The organism is Algoriphagus sp. CAU 1675, from assembly GCF_029222925.1.
Lineage (GTDB): Bacteria > Bacteroidota > Bacteroidia > Cytophagales > Cyclobacteriaceae > Algoriphagus.
This window is the reverse complement of the sequence record NZ_JARHUI010000001.1, coordinates 284,971-309,877: the sequence shown is the minus strand read 5'-3', so window position 1 is coordinate 309,877 and position 24,907 is coordinate 284,971. Positions and strand designations below refer to the sequence as shown.

The 24,907-nt window shown below is 41.3% G+C and carries 16 protein-coding genes; 5 read left to right on the top strand and 11 right to left on the bottom strand.

Translation table 11 applies throughout. The annotated features are described in order from the left end of the window. Positions 1-21 precede the first annotated feature (21 nt). From P2G54_RS01350 to P2G54_RS01335, 4 genes are all read right to left on the bottom strand, one after another. Positions 22-3,705 carry a hypothetical protein gene (locus P2G54_RS01350; protein ID WP_275867437.1) on the bottom strand — a complete coding sequence of 1,228 codons (3,684 nt, stop codon included), beginning with the start codon at positions 3,703-3,705 and terminating at the stop codon, positions 22-24. A gap of 7 nt (positions 3,706-3,712) precedes the next feature. Then, entirely contained in the window at positions 3,713-5,059 is a 1,347-nt protein-coding gene (locus P2G54_RS01345) for a restriction endonuclease subunit S (protein WP_275867435.1), read from the bottom strand. Further along, a complete protein-coding gene (locus P2G54_RS01340) occupies positions 5,052-6,713 on the bottom strand; it encodes a class I SAM-dependent DNA methyltransferase (protein WP_275867433.1) in 1,662 nt (553 codons plus the stop codon). The genes P2G54_RS01345 and P2G54_RS01340 overlap by 8 nt, the downstream gene beginning before the upstream one ends. Positions 6,714-6,920: 207 nt before the next feature. Next, the gene (locus P2G54_RS01335; RefSeq protein ID WP_275867432.1) at positions 6,921-7,268 is read right to left on the bottom strand and encodes a DUF3024 domain-containing protein; all 348 of its coding nucleotides are present in this window, start codon (positions 7,266-7,268) and stop codon (positions 6,921-6,923) included. Positions 7,269-7,631: 363 nt separating this feature from the next. Between P2G54_RS01335 and P2G54_RS01330 the strand changes: the two genes are divergently transcribed. Further along, the gene (locus P2G54_RS01330; RefSeq protein WP_275867430.1) at positions 7,632-8,300 is read left to right on the top strand and encodes a DUF6266 family protein; all 669 of its coding nucleotides are present in this window, start codon (positions 7,632-7,634) and stop codon (positions 8,298-8,300) included. Positions 8,301-8,344: 44 nt separating this feature from the next. On the opposite strand, the gene P2G54_RS01325 is transcribed toward P2G54_RS01330, so the two are convergent. Beyond that, on the bottom strand, positions 8,345-10,654 hold the full coding sequence (locus P2G54_RS01325) for a hypothetical protein (RefSeq protein WP_275867429.1): 2,310 nt from the start codon (positions 10,652-10,654) through the stop codon (positions 8,345-8,347). 216 nt (positions 10,655-10,870) lie between these two features. On the opposite strand from P2G54_RS01325, the gene P2G54_RS01320 reads away from it, so the two are divergent. Further along, positions 10,871-11,623, top strand: coding sequence for a LuxR family transcriptional regulator (locus P2G54_RS01320; RefSeq protein ID WP_275867427.1), 753 nt, complete (start codon positions 10,871-10,873; stop codon positions 11,621-11,623). Positions 11,624-11,643: 20 nt separating this feature from the next. Here P2G54_RS01320 and P2G54_RS01315 read toward each other — a convergent pair whose 3' ends face one another. Further along, on the bottom strand, positions 11,644-12,549 hold the full coding sequence (locus P2G54_RS01315; RefSeq protein ID WP_275867425.1) for a hypothetical protein: 906 nt from the start codon (positions 12,547-12,549) through the stop codon (positions 11,644-11,646). Between the two features lie 114 nt (positions 12,550-12,663). Between P2G54_RS01315 and P2G54_RS01310 the strand changes: the two genes are divergently transcribed. The 3 genes from P2G54_RS01310 (at position 12,664) to P2G54_RS01300 (ending at position 17,957) form a co-directional block, all read left to right on the top strand. Continuing rightward, positions 12,664-14,007: a DUF418 domain-containing protein gene (locus tag P2G54_RS01310; protein WP_275867423.1), complete on the top strand. Its 1,344-nt coding sequence runs from the start codon at positions 12,664-12,666 to the stop codon at positions 14,005-14,007. A 411-nt stretch (positions 14,008-14,418) separates the two neighbouring features. Next, positions 14,419-15,891 carry a serine hydrolase gene (locus P2G54_RS01305; RefSeq protein ID WP_275867421.1) on the top strand — a complete coding sequence of 491 codons (1,473 nt, stop codon included), beginning with the start codon at positions 14,419-14,421 and terminating at the stop codon, positions 15,889-15,891. 74 nt (positions 15,892-15,965) lie between these two features. Continuing rightward, positions 15,966-17,957, top strand: coding sequence for an alpha/beta fold hydrolase (locus P2G54_RS01300; RefSeq protein ID WP_275867419.1), 1,992 nt, complete (start codon positions 15,966-15,968; stop codon positions 17,955-17,957). 70 nt (positions 17,958-18,027) lie between these two features. On the opposite strand, the gene P2G54_RS01295 is transcribed toward P2G54_RS01300, so the two are convergent. The 5 genes from P2G54_RS01295 to P2G54_RS01275 form a co-directional block, all read right to left on the bottom strand. Continuing rightward, complete coding sequence (locus P2G54_RS01295; protein ID WP_275867417.1) at positions 18,028-19,035, bottom strand: alpha/beta hydrolase; 1,008 nt, start codon at positions 19,033-19,035, stop codon at positions 18,028-18,030. A gap of 9 nt (positions 19,036-19,044) precedes the next feature. Further along, positions 19,045-20,031 carry an alpha/beta hydrolase gene (locus tag P2G54_RS01290; RefSeq protein ID WP_275867415.1) on the bottom strand — a complete coding sequence of 329 codons (987 nt, stop codon included), beginning with the start codon at positions 20,029-20,031 and terminating at the stop codon, positions 19,045-19,047. Continuing rightward, positions 20,032-21,261 (bottom strand): alpha/beta hydrolase-fold protein, encoded by a 1,230-nt coding sequence (locus P2G54_RS01285; protein WP_275867413.1) that lies wholly within the window; start codon positions 21,259-21,261, stop codon positions 20,032-20,034. Positions 21,262-21,595: 334 nt separating this feature from the next. Further along, positions 21,596-22,402 carry an ion transporter gene (locus P2G54_RS01280; RefSeq protein WP_275867411.1) on the bottom strand — a complete coding sequence of 269 codons (807 nt, stop codon included), beginning with the start codon at positions 22,400-22,402 and terminating at the stop codon, positions 21,596-21,598. Positions 22,403-22,438: 36 nt separating this feature from the next. Next, the gene (locus P2G54_RS01275; RefSeq protein WP_275867409.1) at positions 22,439-24,907 is read right to left on the bottom strand and encodes a bifunctional UDP-N-acetylmuramoyl-tripeptide:D-alanyl-D-alanine ligase/alanine racemase; all 2,469 of its coding nucleotides are present in this window, start codon (positions 24,905-24,907) and stop codon (positions 22,439-22,441) included.

Here is a 24,907-nt window from a genome sequence, read left to right as displayed (position 1 = left end):
AAAATAGAAAAGTTCTAGCTATTAATAATTTGCTATTACCCTATACTTATTTTTATCCCAAGGACTAATACCAAAGCTCCTTATAAAGGATTTACTCTCTAACAACTCAAAAAAAGCTTCATTATAAGCGTTTTTATCAAAAGTAGGTTTTTTCTGTTTTTGGAATAATTTAGAGTAATAACCATCTGGAGTCAATCTTTTTGAAAGAGATTGAATTTCATCAAAGTCTAGTGTTTTGAAGTGAGTAATCAACATTTCTATTTTAGATTCCCAATTAAGATTAAATTTAAACATAAATTCAAGTTGAGCAAAACTTAAAGGATAGTACTCAGAACTTGCCAAAATATCGCACGAACGACTAGCAATTTTAGAATTTTCAATTAGAAGACTTTGATTCATTACTTTAATAAGTTCAAATTTATTCTTGAATTCAAATTCATTTGAATCTAATAATTGCACAATTTCTTCTGCAGAAACATCCAAATCGGAGAAATATTCAAAAAATTCATTTTGGTATTTTTCAAATAGACTTATCCTAAGTTCAGGATAAGTTTCATTTAATTTTTTGGCACCATCAATATCCAAATAAATTAACTTTGAATCGATAGCATATTTAACTTTCACTTCAGAGAGTTTATCAAAATCAAGCCATGCGTATTCAAATGGAACAGATTTTCTTAAAGCAATAAAACTTTCATCACTTAAATTACTTGATTGAAGAATTTTTTCAACTAACCCTTCAACCTCATCATTTGTTGCATTACTAACTGGGCTGATTGTTGAGTCTTCTAGTTTTTTGAATACAGCTAAATTATTAAGGTAGTCCAATAATATATCATCTAAGTCCGTCTCATTCTCTAATGAATTGTAATAGTCAACAACATTCATCCATTCGGGAATTACTTTTAATTCTTTCAATAATAGTTTTTTCACCTCTAGATTGGAGATCTCAGAAAGCTGTTCCACAAAACCATTTTGTTTTTTTATAATTCTATGTTTTAAATCTAGATTTAGATCAGAGTTATTTAAAAGGTCTATTAGTGCAACAGAGGACTCTTGCATAGATTCACTATACATCAATAGTACTTTACTGACAAAATGATTAATATTAGTTTTAACGTAGTGTAACAAGGCGAGCAAATCTGAATTATATATGCTCGTATAAATAGAGCTATTGTTTATATTATTGTTTAATAAAATATTTATATTATGAATGTTTATTTCGTAATAATTATTGTCATATACATAATCAAAAATCCATTTATTTAATGAGTCTTGTCGCTCTATTTTTAGAAATTTTATATCTAACCTATCTAAGATTATTTTAACTTTTTGCTTATTTATAACATTGTTAACAAGTTCGAAAAAATTGCCCCTATCTTGAATGAATTCAATTAAAGAGTGTGTGCCATTATTAAATTTAATTACGTCCGCAACTTCACCAAATTCTATAATATGCTTAAAATATAAATCCTTTGTTTCAATTGTAAAATTCATGGAATTAATGTTATCCCAAAAGCCTTCCCAAGAATTGCAAATAATATTTATAAAGCTATCTAAGTTCTTATCTCTATTAATGTAAGAATGGATAAATTTAATGGCGTTTTCATTTCCAGATGACAAATAATTAAAAACCAGATTCCTTTGTTCTAAGTAATTTGATTCGACAATCAAGAAATCTAAAACATCAAAATTGAGTATTGAATATCTAGAAAAGTACTTTTTGCTTATTTTCTTTATTAAATTTTCTATTTTGGTTAATCTGAAATCAAAAGGAAGTTTACCTCCTGTTAATAATGTGTTATAAAATTTGAAATCACTTTCTGTTATGCTAACATCGTGAAAAATGGATATATAATTTTGATAGTTTTCATTTAAGTAACCATTGATTATCAAATTTTTAACCAAATCATTATCAGTGTCTCCAAACAAATAATCTTCTAGAGATATTTCTTGAAAAATATCAGCCAAACTCAAAGATTCAAAGCTAATTAAGCTTTGGTTTAAGGATTTTATCTTGTTTCTTAAATTAATTAGATTATTGTCTTTATCTCGAATTGCTTCTTTCCTCTCATTGTAGGATTTATCAGAGAAAATTGAGTTTTCAACCTCCGAGAACCTTAAATTGCCGCGCTTTTTTCTGTAATGGGTGTCTGAATAATGTTGAGTAAAGTAATAGGGCACTTCATTTAATTCAACTAATTGGTTATAATACTCATCTTTAAGTAATTCTCCAATTGGAATTAAGCTTGATAAAGATATTTCGGTAATATTTGGATAGGTTTCTATTATTTTAGAAAAATATATTCTTTTCAAATTCTCAAGATTATCAATTTTTTCCTTTTCGATTTCTCTAATTTGATTTTCAATTGATTCAATTTCTTTTAATACCTTTTCTTTTAGGGAATCAAGGTATATATTCTTATCTGTTAAAACCTGATAAAGATCACCTTCATTTCTATATAATTTGGCAAAATCTTCTGGAAATAGATTTTTATATGTCACCAGAGCGAATAATTGATCTTGATTTAAGTCAGGGCTCATGCTTTCTTTAAATACATTATACTCTAAAAATATGTTTATCAATAACCTCATGTCAATATCATTAATAAAGGTCATTATATCGTCTTTAAATTCGGGAGAAAGTGAATTTTGTAATCCGCTTTTCTGAATTAAATTTGTTAATTGTTCTGATGCATTTGATTGATTAATAAATGGAATTATTGGAATAATTAAATCAAAGAATTTTACCCTATGCTTTTTATCTGTAAGGACTTCATCTTTTACAGCATAAATAAATTTAATTTTACGTCTATTACTAATTGACTCAAAGTTATTCAAGAGTGTATTAATCTCTCTTAGTTTTGTAAATATTTGTGTATTTTCAAAACGATCAAGATCTTCAAAAATGACTGTATTAAAATTCGTTTTTTCAAAGAAATATAGTATTTCTTCCAAATGTTCGTTAAATACTGATTTAATTGCTTTTTCTCCAATTTCTAATTCACCTTTAATATTAATTTTATTAATCTTAGAATTTGACCAGACTCTAATAATGTCTTTCATAATTAATATCAAACCTGAGATAAAAATAGAATAAAATACAAGTGTTAGTATTTCAAAGTCTTGATTGAATCTCCAATTTGAAGGGTTCAACCATTTTAATAAATCAAAATTAATAATCGCATATGCGGAATAAATCCATAAAAATAAAACTGATGAAATTAAGCCTAATTTTCCCCATCCATATGTTTTGATTCTTTTAAATTTAGAATCTGGAATTTTTGATGGATCTACATGATAAAAAATTTGTTGTAAAATACTTATTTCTAATTTTTTTTCAAGTTCATTATTGTCAGATTGCTCTTTAAAAGATGCTAATGAAATATTTATGTAGTTATATTGTGGATTTTGGTACTGAAATGTCTTAATTACCGTACTTTTCCCTGAACCATAATTTCCTGTTATTGCAATATTTAAAATATCCTTATCAAGCATTGCCTTTTTTAATTGAGACAAGTAAGGATTTATTAATTTTAAGTCTTTTGGATCAAATAAAACTTTTGGTGCCATAGAAAGGATAGAAGGATTTTCCTCCATCTCTTTTTTCAGAATTGGCTCATTAAAAATTCTTGCTATTTCAAATGACTTTGAAGCTAAAAACTTTCTTATTCGAAATAGTTCTCTTTGAAAAAGGAATTTCATCTTTTTTTTATTTAGTTTTTACAACCCTCACCCTCCCACTAATCAGCTCCGGCAACAACCTATTTCGAAGTTGGGTCAGAGTTTCGATCTCAGCTTTAGAAGTTTTAATCTTTCTGAAATAACCGTTCATAATCAGTTCGAATTTTTCGAGTATGGCCTTTGGAGCCAGGCAAAACTCTAGAGAACCTATATGCCTTGGGTAAATATGGGGCTGAGCACTTCCTTCCTGCATGTCAAAAATGATTTTCTGATTCCCTTTCAAAAACAAATACATTGTAAAAAGATGATCAGTTACAGTGTTATCAATGAATGATGAATCTGAAGACCAAACTGGATTATGGTAGAGATTGACAAAGCCTGCATTTGCCCCAGAGGCACTAATAGTAATAACAGGAGCATTTGTGTTGGATTCATTATGATATGTTGATGGTTCTAATCCACCAGCAACGACAGGTACTTGTCCAGGTACAACCGTGTCTTTTGTAATATTTTTTCCTTTTCTAGGCATCGCAATATCCTCAACCTTCTTCACCTCCCACCCCTCCGGAATCCACTTTCCAAGTGTCTCATTAAAGACAAAAGATGCAGGAAACTGAGCCGCTAAGCTGGGATTGGTATGGAGGAGGGGTTTGAGAGATTGAGATTGCTTTATCCCTTTATCGTTGGGAGATTGCTTCGGTCGTTCCTCGCTCCCGCCACGGCGGGCAGGCGCAATAACGTGGCGCCGCTTGGCAGCTTTCCCTTGAAGTTCCTCCGGAATTTCATTGCCTTGGACGATGGCATTATCCAACACCGGATCGAAATCCACAAACCAGGACTTAAACAGTGCCTGGGCCATGGCCTCCAAGGTTTGGTTCATTTGGCGGTTGAGTTCGATCTTTTCATCCAAGGTGCCTAGAATATGGGCGATGGCTTTTTGTTCGGGGAGAGGGGGAATAGAAATCTTTAAACCATTAATCTGATCTTTACTTACATTAGGAAAAGTTGACCCAGTAGCAGATACTAAAAGAGAAGGAAGGTTATAATCAATAATTCCTTTTAAGAAAGCATTTAAGCTCTCACCTTTTTTATGGGTAATTGATGCAAGCCCTCTCCCAATCCCATAATTTTGATTTGCCCAATTCATTTTTCCAGTAGTAGATCCCCTTACACAAAAGAGAATACTTCCTTTTGGTGCTATCTTTTTACAAGAGTCAGAATATTGGATTGGCAAAGGATAACTGTATCCAAATTCAGTCGGGCCATTTAGCAAAGGCACGCCCTTTCCAAATGAGTTAACATCTTCACCTTTGGGAGATTGCCCCATAATTATTTCTGCAATCTCATTTAATTGCCCATCCTTCCACTCACTCATACCCCAATCCCTTTAAATTCTCCAATATCGCCTGATCCAATTCTTGGGCTTGTGCCAGTTGGGATTTGAAGGTGGCGGTCAGTTCGATCATTTTTTCCTCGAAGATTTCTCCGTTGTCCTCCTCTTCAGCGATGCCTACATAGCGTCCCGGAGTCAGGACGTAGTCGTTGGCAGCGATCTCGGAGAGGGTAGCGGACTTGCAGAAGCCGGGTATATCACCCACCCAGCCCTCCCTGCCCCCCTGGCCCCCCTGAAGGGGGGAAAGCCCACCCGCTTCTTCCCCCTTCAGGGGGATTGAGGGGGTTGGGATCGAGGGGGTGTTTCTCCAGTTGTGATAGGTGGACGCGATCAGGTCTATATCTTCCTTGGTCAGTTCCTTCTGCGTGCGGTCGATCATGGTACCGAGTTGGCGCGCATCGATAAAGAGGGTTTCTCCTCTTCGGTCACGAAATTCTCTGGTAGGATCCTCAGGATGGGGGCGTCTCGACTTATTCTTGGTTACAAACCAGAGGCAAACCGGAATCTGTGTGGTGTAAAACAGCTGTCCCGGCAGGGCAATCATGCAGTCCACCAAGTCCTTTTCGACCAGTTCGCGACGGATATCTCCCTCCCCGGAGGTATTGGAGCTCATGGACCCATTGGCCATCACAAAGCCTGCCGTACCGTTTTCCGATAGTTTGCTGAGCATGTGCAGCATCCAGGCATAGTTGGCATTGCCAGTGGGCGGAGTGGTAAAGCCTGACCACCTCGGATCATCTTCCAGTTCGCTTTTCTCCCGCCACTGACTTTGGTTGAAGGGAGGATTGGCCAAAATGAAGTCAGCCTTCAGGTCGGGATGCTGATCCCTGAAAAAGGTATTGGCTGGTACCTCGCCCAGATTGGCAGCAATGCCCCGGATGGCGAGGTTCATCTTGGCGAGTTTGTAAGTCACCGCGGTAAACTCCTGTCCATAGATGGAGATGTCCTTGGTATTGCCCTGATGACTCTGCACAAACTTGATGGACTGAACAAACATCCCGCCCGAACCGCAGCAGGGGTCATAGATCTTTCCCTTGTAGGGTTCCAGCATTTCGGCAATCAGGTTCACAATGGATTTAGGCGTATAGAATTCCCCGCCTCCCTTGCCCTCAGCAGCCGCAAAGCGTCCAAGGAAATATTCGTAGATCCGGCCGACTACGTCTTCTTCCTTGTCCCCGACGGTGTCGATATTATTGATGGTGTCCAGGAGGGCAGCCAGCTTGCTTGGGTCCATGGCCAGTCGGGAAAAGTAATTGTCCGGCAGGGCCCCTTTCAGGGAAGGGTTGTTTTTCTCGATGGTATGCAGGGCCGTATCCACGATCAGGGCGATCTGATCCTGCTTGGAGTTTTCCATCACATGAGACCAGCGGCTTTCCGGAGCGAGGAAGAAAACATTCTTCATGTTGTAGAACTCCTTCATCTCCAGGTACTTTTCCTTGCCTTCGGCAATCAGTTCGGCACGTCGCTCTTCGAATTTGTCCGAGGCAAACTTTAAAAATATCAATCCGAGGACGACATGCTTGTATTCCGAGCTTTCTACGGTGCCTCGTAGTTTATTGGCAGAATCCCAGAGGGTTTCTTCCATGGATTTGGTAATCTTTTGGGTAGTCTTTTTTGCCATTAGGGGAAAATTCATTTTTTAAATCTAATCGATTAGGAAAACTTCAGGCTCATTTTTTAGATCTGGGGACAGGATTTGTCCGGAATTTGAAATTCAAAATCAATCACTAAAAAATGAGAACTCATAAAAAGATTAGTTTAAATCGAATTTTACCAAAAAATAATTAGTTAAAAAATACCTTAAATAGGGTATTTTTTGAATTAAGGTATTTAATGATGGATTTCACCAAAAAAAACAATGGTAGGGATCCTTCATGATTTCCTCCAAAGCCAAGTCCAAATTGCCTACTTGAGGTTTGGGTTCATAGGGATACCACTTGAGATTACCCCGCATCCAATAGATTTTCCAGAGCCCGGTGGACTTTTCGAATTTGATTTTAGCAAAAGGATACCTGCCAATCTCCCCTGGATTCCGATAGACTGGGCGGATTTCCTCCAGGAATATATCCTGCCCCTTTACCGTATAGTCCAAATCCACCTTATCACGTACTTCTTCATCCGGACGGTGGGATACTTTCCATAGGGTCAGAATGGATTCGATAGTCCTAAGTTGAATTGCAGTAAAAGCCATGGTTCAATTTTTTGATAAAAAACAGCATTGGATTCAACTTATAAAAACTCATGAAATATTCACGCAAACCCTTGAAAAGACCTGTCAGGTTTTGAAAACCTGACAGGTCTAGCATTAAGAAGCCTAGCGCTCCTCTACTATCTCCTACCTTTTCCCCTCCACCTGAGCACCCAAGTACTTGGTGAATAATAGTCTCAAATCAGCATCCTAACCAATATCTCACCAATATATATCCAGTATTTTACTTAATCTGAAGTAATAAAATATAAGTCAGGAATAGGTGTTATTTACAAAAAGAACTCAACATTTTATAGGTTTCCTCCTTTAAAGATGTTAATATGTTGTAAATCAACAATTAAGAACATGGGAAGAGTAGTCAATCCTTTATTAAAGGGAATTACTGGAAAAATCGGTGGACTGGTTTTTTACCAATCCGGGGGAAATACCTACGTAAGGCAAGCTTCCGGCAAACAAAGCAAGGCAGTCAAAAAGCGAACTTCCAAAAGGAAGCGATTATCTCAATCCGTTATGAAGCAAACCCATCAGTTTCTAAGGACCCTGGTTCCCTTACTTCGGTATAGTTTTCAGGAAATGAAGCAGGGAGCACGTCAACCTTATCATGCGGCGGTAGCCTATATGGCCAAAAATTCATTTGTCCGAGAGGGGGATCAAAAGGTCATTGATCCCAGTTTGCTGAAATTGAGCGCCGGAACGCTCACAGGAGCAGTAGGGGCCACGGCAGAATGGACAGAGGAAGGGATAAAATTCACCTGGACGGATAATTCCTGGACCGGATCGGCACTACCAACTGACCGCTCCTTATTGATTGCAATTGGCATGGAAGAGGAGGTCCGGGTTTGGAAAAAAGAGGCAGAACCCAGGCAAAAAGGAGAGGCCATTCTTTCCCTAGCAGACTATCCCAGTGAAAAAACCTGGCATATTTACCTGGCCTTTAGCCAAGAAAAGACAAGGATGAAAAAAACCTTTGTTTCGGATTCTGTCTATTTGGGAAAAGTAGAAAAACCCGGATAAAAGCAAGCAAACTAGACGTTCCAAATAGTCCGCCAAGGGAAAAGCTAATCCTCCAATCCCCTTACCCAAAGTGGAGCTCCTTCCTCCCACTTATTATGGGTGAGTTTGACTTTTTTGCGATCCCGCAAGCGCAGAGCGACGATTTCTCCGTAGGGCTGCGGGGAGAACATAAAACTCTGGGAAAGGGGCTGCTCGTCATTGATGCCATACTCTTCGGTTGTGTAAATGATCCACTCTCCGTCAGGAGAAAAATGGGGATGGCCCGTCTGACTTTGCATAAAGGTGAGTTGCTCAGGTGCTGACCAGCCTTCGCCCTCGCGCTGGATCAGATACAAATCCATGGTTTTGATCCCTTTGCCCACATCCTTCCCATTTTGATCGCCTACAAAAACGATTTTGTTTCCATCCGGAGAAATCACAGGGAAGTTTTCTCTGTTAGGGCTGGAAGTCAGGTTCAGAATTTTCCCATTTTCCTGCACATAAATATCATTATTACCCTCCCTGTCACTTCGGTAAACAAAGGTCTCCTTAGATAAGGACAGATCCCCAAAGCCATTATTCCAATCCGAATCTGTCAATTTGGATTGAGTTTTTTGCTCAAAATCATACTGCCAAATGGTGCCTTTACTGTTTTTTTCTCCCCTAAAAATCCCTGTAGTGAAAGACAGGCCCGATCCATCCGCTAGGTATTTCAAGTCGATTACGGTACTGAATGCCGGATGAACTCCATAATTTGGCTCAAAAACATGGATTTTTTCGGTTTCAAGCGTCTGATAGTTTACCCGGATCAGGTCAGCTTGGACCTGAAATAAGTTAGCTCCAAAAATCCCCAAATACCCCATCAGCACACTCATCGGAGCAAAACCAATGAAAAGAAAGCCAAATAACTTAGATCGGAGAGATTGCTGTTTTTGCAAGGTTGATTTTTTGAAATAAGCCCAACTAGCTAGAATGCCCAGTATTACCGCAACAATCAGGGCAACAGGAAGCAAGTGGTCGAAACTTGGCAGATCGATAAAAAAGAAGTTTACAAAAATTCCTAGAACCAAGATTAAGGTTACGAGTAGGACCAAACTGGCAAGCAAAAACTTCCAAATTTTTACCTTTTTTCGATTATGGATGCCGAGAAAAATCCCTCTAAAGACCATAAAAATTCCAAGCAGAAGCAATCCCAAAGCAGGCCAAAACCAGGGAGTACTTGCTTCAAAAAAACTATTGACTGGATCATTTAGGTCTAAATATTCATATACGAGGTAGGGGCCAGTCGGATCAGGAGGTGCCACAAATCCCCGTCTAACTGCAATCAATTCCAAATTCATCGAGTCTTGATCAAATATCCTCGGGAACCCTGCTCCAATCAAATTCCCTGCAAATCCTCCTAGATTACTCTCAACTTCCCGGGCTGTTTTGGCTCCGTGGGCTACCCAAAGGCCGGATTTAGTCCCATGCAGATTGAAGAGGTCCAGCTCGCCACGATAGAGGGTATCCAAGGCTCCAGTCTCCAAATCCAAGGTCAGATTATGAATCCGATCTGCGGGTTCATCTAAGGTGGTATATGCTATTTTTGCCGAGGAAACCAAACTCGGGGAAATCCCCAAATGGCCGGAATCGCTCACCTGCTGCACGTCAGTCCCATCATGATTCATTTTGAAAACAGCGGGTTGGTTATTTTTCCTGGCACTGTAGAAATAGATTTTTTCTCCATCCTCCGACCAAATGGGACTGCCATCCCAATAGGCTTCTTCCGTGAGCCGTATCAATTCATCTTGCTCCAGATCCAGTCTGTAAAGATCCCCAATCCGAAACATGGCAAAAGGGAAAACCGGATGAGGCTGGATGGCATGACCACGGTCGCTGGAAAATGCCAGATACCTGCCGTCAGGTGAAAAACTGGGACGAAAATCCCCTCCTGGATGATTGGTGAGGTTTTTTGCATGCGCAATATGCTGGGTAGAGTCCGGAAAAAAATCCAGCAAATAAATGTCTGCATTGCCCTCATGAGAGGCAACGAAAGCAATCTGATTCCCGTCGGGAGAAAAAGCTACTTGATCTTGGAATGAATCCGATTGAACCAAACGACGTGCTTCGGCCCCTCCATCAATGGGCAATACATAAAGCTGCGGAACCCCACTTCGCTCAGAAGTGAAGACCACCCATTTTTCATCCGGAGAAATTTTCGCGTCATAATCCAAAGCGGGCTGGTCTGTGAGAGGAAAGAAACTTTTTCCCTCATCTTTAGAAAGGTAAATCTCCCAGGTCTCCGGAGAAAAAGAGCTAAAAAACAGCCTTTTTTGGGCTTTTGTTACGATACTACTCAATAGAACCCAGGAAAAGATCAGGAAAAATTTAGGCATAACCAGTACTTATCATGTTTAGGAAAAGATGGACAAGTCTTACTCGAAAGACAAAAAGTCAATATCCTTTAAAATCTCCCTGAACACAATCCCTGAATTCAGGGATAAAAAGCCTAAAGAAAGTGCCAGATCTTTATAATTAATCTAAACAAATACTTTTTCTTATTAAATTAACTTCCTAAAGATTTGATTGCAAACATTTTAATGTTCCAAAAAATGTTCTTTTCGTCAATTTCTGAAGCTCTTTCCATTACATCCGAATCAGAAAAAAATCAAATAGACGGCCTACAAGCTGAATTAGAGGCCATGCCGGATACATTTTACGGACTCTTTTGGCTATATACCCATGATTTTATGTATCTCAGCCCGAGTATCGAGCAGGTAACGGGTCATTCCTTTAAAAATTTTGAAAAACACGGAATGGTGTTTTTCACCAGTATCATTCCGCCTAATCTGATCGAAAACATCTACCAGACCATGAATTCGCAGGCTGAGGCCATACAAAACCATCCCGAATATCTTTTTGCAGAGGAGTTATTGCATATTAATGCAGCCGTTTATAATCTTGAAAAGGAAGAAATACCCGTCAATTACAATGCAGTTCTTTTGGATTCAAAGGTGTTTGATCCCATCTCTTATTTGGTCTTTTGCTCCTGGATTGATATAAGAAACAAATCAGAACATGAAATTCAATTGATTGAAACTTCCCTCAGGGAAAAGCTGCTTCAGATAAAATCCACGTATTTCCGAGCCAAACCTGACCGATATCAAATTATTCGGGCCAAAAACCGGATATCTTCAAGAGAAAAGGAAATTGCACAGCTGCTTTCTGAAGGGCACAGCACCAAAAGTATCAGCGACCAGCTGAATATCAGTTTCAATACCGTAGAATCCCATCGCAAAAACTTGCTGATCAAGCTGGAAGCGAAAAATACGGCGGAATTGGTCTATAAATTAAATCAGTTTTGATTTTGATCTTGGAATTAGATTCAAAATTCCCAGATCAACAGCCACTCCGTCATTTCTTCGCCTAGTTTTTCTTCTAAGGTTTTTCGAAGCAGGAGATCCTCCATTTTTTCAGTAGTCCTCACATCCGTTTGGACCAAAAATTCCCGCAAATCAATAAGCCCCTTTTCCCCGAACTTCTCATGCAATTGAACCACCTTTTTAAACAACTGAAATTGGTACCATTCGTAATTCTGGGGCCCAAGACCATTGAGATAAAGTGCTTCAAAATCATCCAAGGAGGTATGTTTGATTTGCGGAAAATGAAGCCCCGAACCGATTCGCGCATAGGCTACAGTTGCCGCTGCAAGTTTGGGTTGGTACTGAAGCTGATAGGCTCTGGCAGCCCAAGTGGCAAAAACTTCCTGAAGCCATCTTCGCTGTCCCCGAAATCCCTCATAAAACTGGTAGAGATGTCCTAACTCATGGATGGCCACATTATGTCGGTAAAACAAATCCAGGTTTAAAGGCTCTCCGAAATGGGATTGCAATTCAGCCAACTGGGCTTGAGGCAAGTTTTTCAGTTGCTGCTCTGCCTGCATTGCTACGATTGATTTATCAGAACCCAAGAAAATATTTCCAGCCCAAGCCTGTGGCATCCCGGGTGGCGGATAGTAGGCATAGCTATTCCATTCGGCATTGGAAACAAACAGAATTGCCACGGGGAAATCCAATCCAAAAAGCCCATCAAAATAGCTCTTGGCATCCAGTAGGTAGGCCAAACTGAGACTGTCCATCTGGGCATTTTCTGAAGTATAAACGTGGATATTCTCAACACGTTGTACCAGACGAAGTCCTTCAAGCTTGCTGCCGTCCGGCCAGGAATTTTGGGCAAAAGCCGGTGAAAACAGGAGGAGGAAAAGAAAGAATGTTAGAAATGACTTAAACATGCGACGCGTTTTTTCCAAAACTAGGAAGCTGATCCTCAGTGCACAATCCCTGAATTCAGGGATTGTTTTTCTCTCTCAATAAATGAATCTTCATTTTTTTTAAAACAGAAAGAGATGGAACTCGAAACTACCAAAGAAATAGAATTGATTGAAGAGGCTCCGAAACCTGCCGTCTTTACGGAGCGAATAGCCATCATCGATATCATCAGGGGAGTAGCCTTGTTGGGAATTTTGATTCTGAATATTCCCTATTTTTCAATGGAGGAGTACTTTTCTGAGCCATGGTCACAAGATACTTCCAGTATCAATTTTTGGACGCATGCAATCAATATCATCCTTTTTGAGGGAAAAATGAGAGCCCTTTTCTCCATGATATTCGGAGCAGGTATTGTTCTCTTTACAAGCAAAAAGGAGAAAACGGGTAAGTCGGTCACTTGGCTGTTTTACAAGCGGATGATTTGGTTGACGCTCTTTGGCTTGGCTCATGCGCATCTAATTCTGTGGGTGGGAGATATTTTATATTTCTATGGTTTGATTGGCATGTTGGCTTTCCTTTTCCGGAAGATGAAACCCAAGTATCTGGCCATGGGAGTGCCAATTGTCGCTGTTATTGGCTTTGTGGCCAATACGCTTTTCATGCAGGATATTCGTGGCAAATACCTAGAATATAAGGAAGTGATCGCATTACAAGAGCAGGGTTCATCTCTTTCTGAGACCCAAACTACTGCCATCGAAACTTGGACGGAACTGCAGCGGCAATACATTCCCAACAAAGAGGAAATAGCCGAAAACACGGCATTGATGAAAGGGAGCTATGCCGAGGTGGCAAGCCATGTGCGCCCAAAGGCCTGGGATGGTCAGTTTAAGTTTTTGGTTTTTTCGATTTGGGATATGCTGGCACTGATGATGCTGGGTATAGCGCTATTCAAATGGGGCTTCCTCAGCATGAAATGGACGCAGGCACAATACCGTAAAACGATCTGGATAGGCTACGGAATCGGACTTCCGCTGGTAATATTCTCCTTTGTTTACAACACCATTCACTTCCACTCTGTGGAGGCAGGCTTAAAGTATATTGAAACGCATTCGATCAACTGGGTTCCGCTGATTTATGATTTTCAACGCATTTTGATCATGATGGCACATGTCTCTGTGGTCATACTTCTTTATCAAAAGGGCTATTTTAAAAAATTGATGAATGGGTTAAGAGCGGTGGGTCAATTGGCTTTTACCAATTATGTGATGCATTCGGTAATCTGCACCCTGATTTTCTTTGGCTACGGACTCAATCAATATGCAGAATGGGAATACTATCAACTGTATTTTTTGGTACTGGGCATTTGGGTTTTCCAGTTGGTCATCAGTCCTATTTGGCTGAAAAAATTCCTTTTCGGGCCTTTGGAGTGGCTTTGGAGAAGTTTGACTTATGGAAAGGTGCAGCCCTTTGTGAGGAAATAGTTCCGAACTTGAGTAAAGGAAATGCCTCAAAAATAAAATTCTAAAAAGTGTAAGGAAAATACCCCTGAATTCTGGGATTGATTAAAATATTGAAAATAAGGAGTTTAGGGGTTTACAAACCGATGCTTTTTAGAATGAAAGATTGTCCTAAAATTATTTCCTACGTTTTTATAAGCCTTTTTATCCTGGCCATTGTTGCCATCAGCTATTTTGTTTTGGTAAGCCTTCCCAATGCCAAACCCATCAAAAAACGAATGTTTGAAACTATTTCGGCCAAACATTCTGAAGCGGTTTTTTGGGATAGCTTTTTCTATTCACTTAACTAGGGTTCACTTCTCTCAAAGGTGTCAAATCCCTGAATTCTGGGATTGACTCTTTAGCTTTTGAACACTAAGCTTAGAAGAAAAAGCGATGAGAACATCTTCATTTTTTCTGTTTTTCCTGATCAGTATTGTTTTTTCGATCCATGGGCAAGACCTCTCCAGTCAATTTGAAGAAAGTGTCTTGGCCGGTATGAGGCAACGTCAAGTTCCCGGTATGATCACGGCCGTATATTATCAGGATAGCTTGGTTTACAGTGAAGTTCATGGGTTGAAAAACATTGAAAATCAACTTCTGGTGGATCGAAATACGGTTTTTAATCTGGGCTCAGCAACCAAGCCTTTTATAGGAATTGCCATGGCTATGCTGGTCGAACAAGGGAAATTGGACTGGGACGATAAGGTAAAGGATCATTATGCTGATTTTAAGCTTTCTGATGCCTGTATCACTGAGGATGCCCGAATCAAGGACTTATTTCTTCACAATTTGGGCATAGCCTCAAATGACTTGCTTTGGACCTTGGATAGCACTTCCACTGAAGAGATGCTTTCACGCTATTCGCATTCTGAAAAGGTTCATCCCATTCGGGCCGGTTTTGAGTACAACAATATGCTCTATGTGATTGCCGGAGAAGTGATCGAAGCTGTTTCCGGCAAGCATTGGAGTGAGTTCGTGGCAGAAAGTATTTTTAAGCCATTGGAAATGGATCATAGTTTTGCTCGGGCGGTGGACGTGTTGCCCTACGGCAATTATGCTACGCCCTATTTGTATCAAAACGATCAGTGGATCCCTCACCCTCTTAATTTGGCCGATCAAATGGGAGCATCAGGGAATATTTGGTCTTGCATGGAGGATATGGAACATTTCTTGGAGTTTTTGGTCGGAGAAGGTACCTACAGAGGAAAGCAATTGATCACATCCGAATCCTTTCACTATTTAACTCAGTCACATACAATAGAAAATGCTCCAGAAATGGACCCTTTATATGCCGGACTTCAATCCAATTTTCGGAATTACGGTATAGGCTGGTTCTTGCACGATTATCGGGGTGAAAAAGTGGTTTACCATCCCGGAAGCATCGAAGGTCTCAATGCGCAAGTGGGATTTGCTCCTTCCAAAAAACTGGCCTTTTTCACCCTATGCAATCGGGATTGGGCAGAGCTTTGGCGCAGTTTGTTCTATAAGGCAATAGATCTTTGGGCCTTCCAAGATAACAGTAGAGATCATTCACAATTGGCCATCAATCCAGCCAAGCAATTCATCCAAGAATGGGAGGATCAAAAAGCCAAGGATAGAAATCCCGCTAATTCTCCCTCTTTGGAAAAAAAGGAATTAATGGGCTCTTACTTACACCCCATGTATGGAGAGGCAGTGGTTCAAGAGGAAAATGAGCGTCTTTTTGTACGGTTTAACCAGTATCTCAGCTTTGAGTTAGAACATTGGTACGGGGACAGCTATTTGGGAAAAACTCAGGAAAAGTTTATTGGATGGGAGGAATATTTTGAGTTTAAATCTGGCAGTCTAGAAGTTTTTGGAGAAACTTTTTTCAAGCAAGAACCCTGAACCATATCCCTGAAATCAGGGATTGACCTCTATCCTTAAACTTTTCATTTTTACCTGTCTAAAATCAATCAATAATGAAGAAATTTTTCAAAGTCATCGGCTTTCTTTTTTTAGGTATTTTCTCTTTGGTCATAATTCTTGTGGCCTATTTGAGTTTCGCAGGATTCCCCAAACCAGGATCATTAGAAGTAAAAAATATTGATAAGGTCTCCTTCGGTCAGGTCAGCGACTTCATGAATTTGATGTCTTATCAAAATGTTTTTTACGAATTGATCCGCACAGAAGGTGAGCAGGTGATATTCAGAAAAAATGGTCAGACTATTAGCCTGAATACCGAGGATAAGCAGGTGAGTCCCTTTGAAGGGCATGTGCCCATGGTCGGGATGTTGGGGCAGCTTCAGTTCAGGGATGGATTTTACTATTTTCTGGATGAAAACAGGAGTACAGAAGATCGTATCCTGATGAAAATGGAGGAGGCAACCGGTACCATCGATACCTTGATCACCGGGCATGGTGGATTGTATGATATCGCTATCAGCCGGGATGGCACACATATTCTAGCGGCAGATGAAGACCAGCAAACCGGTAAACATTTCGTGTACCGGTTAGCTGCAGATAAAAATGCAACACCGGAAGTCATGCTAGAAAACGCTGAACTCCTTTCGCTTCAAGATTTTGATTTGGAACGAAATACCCTGGTCATGAATGAGGTGCTGGTTTCCAATTCATACACGCCTTTGGAACTTGATCTGAAAAATAAGACGATCCGCAAAACAGCCTACGCTGCAGACAGCCTGACCTATCAACAGAGTAACCCTTCCATTCTTTTATTTGACGTTCAGGTTTATACTAAAGATTTTACCACCACCTATTTTCTCCGAGTTGGCTCGGAAGGCTTGTCCAAAGAGTTCAACACCCTGTTTGCGATGCAACACGATTCGGTTTGGCAGGTATCTCCTCCCATGGCTGCAGATGTTCATCATTTAGCCTTAAGCCCCGATGAAAAATACCTCGTCTTTTCTGCCAATGCCGGTGGCTTCGGGAAAATTTTTGCGCTCGATCGCAGAACCAATCAGCTTCAAACCGTCTACGATCAACTGGATTTCGCCCTGAATTGGCTTACCAAAAATCCATTCCTGGTCACCGAAGACAATCAAGTGGTCTTTGCCGTGAGGAATTATTCCGGAGGAAAAATCCTGGTCCATGATTTGAAAACAGGCGAACAACAGACTGTAGATGAAAGTATCCATGAGCAGCAAAAAGATGCATTGGAATTTACGGCCTTCACTTATCCTACTTCAGACGATTCGATCGGAGTCCGAGCAGATATTCCCGCATACCTATATAAGCCCCTGCAATCGGAGTATGAAAAAATACCCGTCATCATCAGTTTGCATGGTGGCCCGGATATGCCGGCTTTTCCTTATGCCATTGATCTAGGCAACTATTTCATCAATCACGGAATAGCAGTCATAGCACCAGATTATAGAGGCTCCAGCGGTTACGGAGTTGGCTTTGCTGAAGCAGACAATTTTGATCAAAGAACCAAACAGGTGGAGGATATTAAATACCTGCTTGAATGGATCAAAAGCCAACCTGACTTGGATGGTGACAGGGTTTTGCTCATGGGTCAATCTCACGGGGGCTATCTAGTGATGGCTACTCTAGCTCAGTTTCCTGGAGAGTTTTTGGGAGGGGTAAGTGTAGCAGGAGTATCAGATTTCAGTCTGGTAATGCACGAAAACAACTTCCACAGCAGATGGTACAAACATGAGTTCGGAGATTTTACCGATCCTGTTAAAAAACCAATCATTGACGGGCTATCCCCCTTGACGCATGCGGCCAATATCACCGAACCTTTATTTTTGATGCATGGAACTGCTGATCCCAGGGTAGTTTATCAAAACAGTGATAAAATGGCCGAAGCCATCAAAAGTGCAGGAGGTCAAGTTCGCTACATTAAAGCAAATGGCGCAGGCCACGGAGTAGAACCTGATGGACCCTTAGCTGGGCTATACATGATAGGAGCTACTATGGATTTTATTGAGGGGTTGATGGAAAAATAAGAGCGATAGGTTATCCAAGGTCCCCTTTAAAACCATTTTCCTTAAAATATCTCTAAGGTAAATGCGCTGACTACTCTTTCATCACCTCTTCCTTAAAAGCCAAAATATGCTCAGCCTGCCAAATGAGGTAGTCCGCAAAAGCCTGCTCACTGTCTAGTTTCTGAGGGAAATCTTGCTCCAATCGGGTAATTAGATTTCCCCCAAAGGCACGCTTCATCCCTTCTTCTATTTCATCGGTTAGATTGCAGGCTTTCAGTTTTTCATACATTTGATTATAGCGAATCGAGTCTGCTAGTAGCTCTTTTAGGTATTGTTGTTCCTTTTCCCGGCCGGGAAACTCTTCTTCACTCATGATTTTGATTTCCCCAGATTCAAACATAGCCAGGTTAAAATTGAATCGCTCAAACTCCGGATTGATAAAGCGTAGAGCAGGTACATCAATACGCAACTCTTCGTTTGTCAGAAAATCAGGGCGCCACATCGCACGGGAACCCATGATGCGTTGCAGTTTTTCTTTGTCAAAATCCGGGGTGAAGACACTGATGTTTTCAAAGTACTCGATAACTTCCAAATCAGAACACTCCACCAACACGATGGGGTTGTTGAAATAAATCAAACCCAACACCCGCTCGGGATGATGCTCGGCTATCCAGGTCAGCTCCTGACTGCCCGGAAAGCGACCATAGAAAAATGCCTTTTCTACCCCAAGCGCATCCATAAAAAGGAGTAAATCCTTGCCGAGTGTGGCCACATCCATTCCCCATTTGGTATCTGTACTTTTGCCATAGCCTCTGCGCATAGGGGCTACCACGTGAAAGTCTTGGGTCAACTCTTCCAAAAAATCAAATCCCGGGGAATCAGGTCTGTAATAGGGACCCTCGTAATAGTTGTGAAAATCCTGTACTTCGATCAATAGTGGTCCTGTTCCCCCATGGTCATAATATTCCATTTGGATTTCTCCTAGGTTCGCCATTTTCGACACATAGCGAGGCTGGCTTTCCTGGGCGAAGATCGGCAAACTGATCCCTAAAAGTCCAATTAGGACTGATAGAAAATAAGGGGTTTTAAGTGGTTTCATTTTCATGTTTTAGAGTTTATGCTCTCTCAGAAAAGCTTTAATTTCATCAACAAAAAACGGTGCGTACACCTCAATCCAAAACAGGTCCGGATCGGCATTTTCAGGGATTTCCGGTTCCCAAGTAGTTTTAAGATTTTCACCAAATGCCCGCTCCAAACTTGCCCTGAACGTTGGCCCCGGATCATGTTCCATCAGGTAGGCTCGGATAAATTCTTGTCTGCCCTGATCCTTTCCCAACTCCCTGAAGTACATGGCAGCCTTAGCCACCCGATCATTCCAGGGTTTGAAATCCGGTGCGGAAACTTGCCGAATGGTTCGGTCCATGTAGAATAGATTCCTTCCGCCGGGCAGACTTTCAACATCCATTTTACTTAAAAATCGCAGTGTAGAAATGTCAATTCCTTTGGTAGAATCCTTTAGAAAGTGTGGACTCCAACTGCCTCTCGGCCCGCGCATTTCCAGCGCACGTTCACCCAGGTCCCAGGACATAGCCAGCAACTCAGTTTCGTATTCTCTTATTTCAGAAATGGAGGAATTCAAACCTAAATATGGGTTCCCAATCATAATCATTGCAGCGATTCGATCTGGATGATGCTCTGCAATCCAAATCATATCCTGATTGGCAGGAATTCGTCCGATTAAAACAGCTTTCTTTAAGCCCAAGGCATCCATAAAACCCAATAAGTCCTCTGACTGCGTAGCCACATCATAGCCCCATTTTGTATGGTCCGATTTACCCCAACCTCTTCGAGTGACGGCCAGAACCCGATAGTTCGGCAGAAACTCATTGGCTATTCCGGCCATTTCGCCGGTATACCACTCGGAAGCATCTTCGTGAAAGGATTGCATAAAGATTATAGGTGATCCTTCACCCCCAAAGTCCAAGTAGTGCAAGTTGACCCCGTTGGCCAGTAGAAATTTTTCCTTGACTTCTTGAGAAAAGAGCAATTGGACAAAGCCAATCTGAAAACAGAGGAACAAATATGCTATTCGCATTTAGTTTTTGGATCGAGCTTGCAATTCCTCCAACTTTTTCCTGGTCTGTTGATTTTCATCCCGCATTAGTGCCACCTCAAAAAACCGGGCTGCATCCTCCGGCTGTTCAGCCGCCAAATAATAATCCCCCATCGAATCATATACATTGGCGCTTTCGGGGTAGTTTTGGACATTCATTTCAAAAAACAGTTTGCTGCGCTCCAAATCCCCTGCCTGCAAGGACCAATAGCCCAAATTATTGATGAGGTCTTCCTGGGGTTTCACCTTATAGCCAAATTCGTCTGACATGCGTTGATAGATGGATTCGATTTTGGTGATGAGTTCCTCGGTAGTCTGGCTTGTTCCTACGATTGGGTCGGCAGCATCTACCAACTCCTGCTGCAAGTCTGCATACCAGGAAAACAAGAATTTCATCCCATCATAGATTCCCGGAATGACCATGTCGCTATGTGACCCTTTCGAGTAGTTTTTATACAAAAACCGTACATCAGACCGTGGATTGAGGTAGTCTCTAATCTGCTCATTGGGAATCCGGAAAGTCGACATTAAGGAATCAATTTTGAATATTCCGGTAGGCTCGGGGTCTGCCACAGCAAAGACATAACCCTTGCCTGCTAATTTTCCCTGATCAGCAGCTTCTTTAAGTTTCTTGACCAAAAGGCCATTATCCCAATTGGAAGTAGGGTCCAATGAAATCACATTCTTGAACAAATGAGGCCGGGTAGCCAATAAGTAGCCTGAAAACAGACCTCCCAAGGAATGGCCGATAAAGGTTCGATAGGGGGTGGTGGCATATTTTTGGTCGATGTAGGGAATCAGTTCCTTTTCGATAAAATCCAGAAAAGACTCTCCTCCTCCAGATTGGGACACATCAAAACCGGTAGGATCATCCGCTATGGGAGTCGGTGTTAAGTCGCGGGTCCGGTTGGTATTGACAATACCAACGAGAATGGATGGAGGTACCGCATCAAAGCTGAGCTGCTTGATGATCTGTGAGCTGATGGAAAATTGACTATTGGCATCCAGCAAGTATACTACCGGGCTGGAAGATTGGCCCATTTTCAGGCTTCGGGTGCTTTGGGGAAGATAGATGAGAAGTTGCCGCTTTTCACCCAATATCTCCGAGAAAAGGCTGTCTTGAAAACCTTGGTAGTAGAGTTGCTCTTGACCAAAACTAGGTTTAAGAATAATGGAACAAAGGATTGCAAAAAAGAGATGTTGTAGTTTCATGGAAGTCAAAGCCTGATTAGGTTTCAAATTCCTTCATATCAAGAGCAATTTCAATCCCAGAATTCAGGGATATTTTGAGTAAAACAGGCTAATAACTCCCCTTAGGAGGAAACTCCAATTCGGGCTTAATTCAGTACTTAATCCTTAACGAAGAGAAAGAACAAAAAATGATTAGGAATGCATATTAAACTTCATTGTATTGCCCAACCATTTTGTAAAAGCCAAAGAAGTTCATTCCCATTATATAGAGCCAGGCCTATAAAGTCATTCAAAAGGAAAATTGCAGAATTAAAAATCAAGGGGAAAAATGAATTTCCAAATACAGTGGAGCACCTTACAGCTCCTCCCCGCAATTTCTGCAAAACTTGTCATCTGGATCCAATCCATCCTTTCCACAATGAGTGCAGGTTCGGGTAGTTTCATGATGCTTTGCCGGCTTCTGTTTTGCCATTTCTGCAGAGACAATGCCTGTAGGAACGGCGATGATGGCATAACCCAAAAGCATAATCAAAGAAGCGACAAACTGCCCCAGAGGCGTCTGGGGAGTAATATCCCCAAAACCCACGGTCGTCAAGGTAACAATAGCCCAGTACATGGACCGGGGAATGGAAGTGAATCCGGATTCCGGACCTTCGATCAAAAACATCAGGGTTCCCATAATCAGCACCACCGTCAGCACGGTAAATAAAAATATTTGGATTTTGGTCATGCTTGCCTTCAGGGAACTCGTAATAAACTCCGCCTCAGCTAAATATCTTCCAAGTTTTAAAATCCGGATCACCCGGAGCAAACGTAGCGCCCGAACAACCGTCAGCAGATGGGTATTGGCCACAAAAAAACTCAGATATACAGGAAGAATAGCCAGCAAATCTACTATCCCATAAAAGCTAAATGCATATTTCCAGGTCTTGCTGGTCAACCAGATCCTGAGAATATATTCTATGGTAAAGAGTAAAGTAAAGACCAGTTCGAGTATGTAAAAGAGGTCCCCAAATCGGCTGCGGAGGTCAGCCACCGAATCCAAAATGGCCACGATTACCGACCCAAAAATCAAAATCAGCAAAACCACATCAAAGGTCCGGGAAGGGACATCATTCGATTCGAAAACAATATGTGCCAGTCGCTTTTTGCTCAGTTTCATTCCTGAATTTATTAAAAAAGTAGATTCAAAGACCCCTCAGTCCAGGTAATACACCCTCTTGACACGGGTACTGATGTTGGTCAACAACTCATAGGGAATTGTCCCGATTTGCTCGGCCAATTCCTTGAGGGAAATTTGCTCTCCATAGATGATTGCCTCATCTCCAGCTTTTACATCCATTCCCGACACATCCACCATAACCATATCCATACAGACGTTGCCTACCACCGAGGCTTTTTTGCCATGGATCAGTACATAGCCTTTTCCGTTGGAAAACCTCCGGTCATAACCATCTGCATAACCAATGGAAAGGGTGGCTATCTGTCCTTTGGAATCCAACTTGCCTTTTCTTGAATAACCGATACTTTGACCCGGAGCTATGTCTTTCACCTGGGAAACCGTAGTCTTCAGGGTGCTAATGGCTCTCAATTGGGAGTCATATCTTCCGGAAACCTCTACTCCGTAAAGCCCAATTCCCAAGCGGACCATATCAAATTGATATTCCGGAAACCCTACTATGCCTGCTGAGTTAAGCGCATGAATCAAAGGACGGTTGGGCAAAATCCCTAGAAGTTCATCCTTCATTTTGGTAAACAATTCCAGCTGCTCCAAGGAAAAATCCCGGTGAATTTCTTCATCTGCCCCAACCAGATGGGTATAAAGAGAGGCAATCTTCAATTCAGGATGCATCTGGATCAACTTTTTCAATTCCTCCAACTGGGCTGTTTCAAAACCAAGTCTTCTCATGCCTGTGTCCAAATCCAGATGAACGGACATGCTTTTTCCCTGATGGGAACACCAAGCCGCCAGGCTTTTGAAGAACTCCGGACTAAAGACCACAGGTTCCAGTTCATATTCGCTGCAAAGCTCAAAGGACTCCTCGACTGGATTCAGAACCATAATCGGAAGCCGGATCCCATGCTTTCTCAAAGCCACCCCCTCATCAGAATAGGCTACTGCAAGATAGTCCGCCCCCATGGTTTGTAAATGGTTGGCAATTTCCACAGCACCTCCCCCGTAGGCAAAAGCCTTGACCATGACCATGACCTTGGTTTGAGGGTTGAGAAGTTTTTTATAGAAGTTGAAGTTATGGGTCAGTGCATTCAGATTGATTTCCAGAGTTGTTCCATGAATTCGCTGCTGAAGCTTATTGACGATTCGCTCAAAGCCAAATGGCCTCGCACCCGTAATCAGGATCAGGTCATTTTCAAACTGACCTGGCTCAATTTCCCTCAACAAAGCCTCTGTGTCGGGATATGACAAAAAATCCTCCTTCAAAAACCCAGACAAAGTCCGGATCTCATTCCCCACAGCAATAACTTGATTGATATGATGGGCTTGGATCAGTTTGGCTACTTCAGGATATATTATTTCAGGCTGACCTTGCTGAAGGAGATCCGACAAAATAAGGATCTTCCGTCTTTTGGGACGCTGCTGCTGCATAAAATCCAAAGCCACCTTGAGCCCTGCCAAATCATTGTTGTAGGTATCGTCAATGAGTAGGGAATCATTGACACCAGGCTTCAGGGTCAGGCGCATTTCTACTCCCTTCAGATGAGACAGGCCTTCCTGAATACTGGAGGCATCCATTCCCAAAGTCAATGCAGCAACTATGACATGAGTGATATTTTCCAGAGAAGCCTGATCCGAAAAAGGTACCTGAAAGGTCAGGGTGCTCAGATCTGTCTTCATCAAAATGATGTTGGCGCCCCCCTGCCTGATTTTAACCGAACGGGCAAAGTCCGCTCCGGCATGATCAGACCAGGAAATTAGTTTATCTGCATCAAAACGAGCCTCAATTTCTTCCCTGAGCAGCTCATGATCCTTGGAGTAAATCAGAAATCGGGAATTTGTGAATAGCTTCAGTTTTTCGCGGATTTTGGCTTCCTGACTGGAAAATCCCTCTTGGTGGGCGGTTCCGATATTGGTAAAAATTCCAATATCCGGACGGATCATTTCCTCCAAGATCTCCATTTCCCCGGCAGTGGATATCCCTGCCTCTAAAATCGCCAACTGGTGATAGGGCTCTATTCCAAATATGGACAGGGGTACTCCGACTTGCGAATTGTAACTTTTTGGACTCTTGGCAATGGAGTATTTCTGGCTAAGAACCTGACCCAACCATTCCTTTACAATGGTTTTACCATTGCTCCCCGTTATTCCCAAAACTGGATTTTTAAACTGTTCCCTTTGATATCGGGCCAATTTCTGTAGGGCTCTTCTGGGGTCTTTGACCTGAATAAAGGACAAGCCTGAAACGGGTTTCTCAGGAGTGTCGTAGGATTCAGAGACCACAAAAGCCCGTACTCCCAACTGAACCAAAGCAGGAATAAAGGACTCTCCGTTTGCTTTAGCTCCTTTCAGCGCAAAAAAAAGTGTGGTGACTGGATTGAGAATCTGTCTGGAATCAATACTGAACTGAGATACCACAAGTTCTTCCTGATTTCGCAGAAGTTTTCCTTCTATGATTTCAGTGATTTTTTTCAGACTTAGATCCTGTATCAT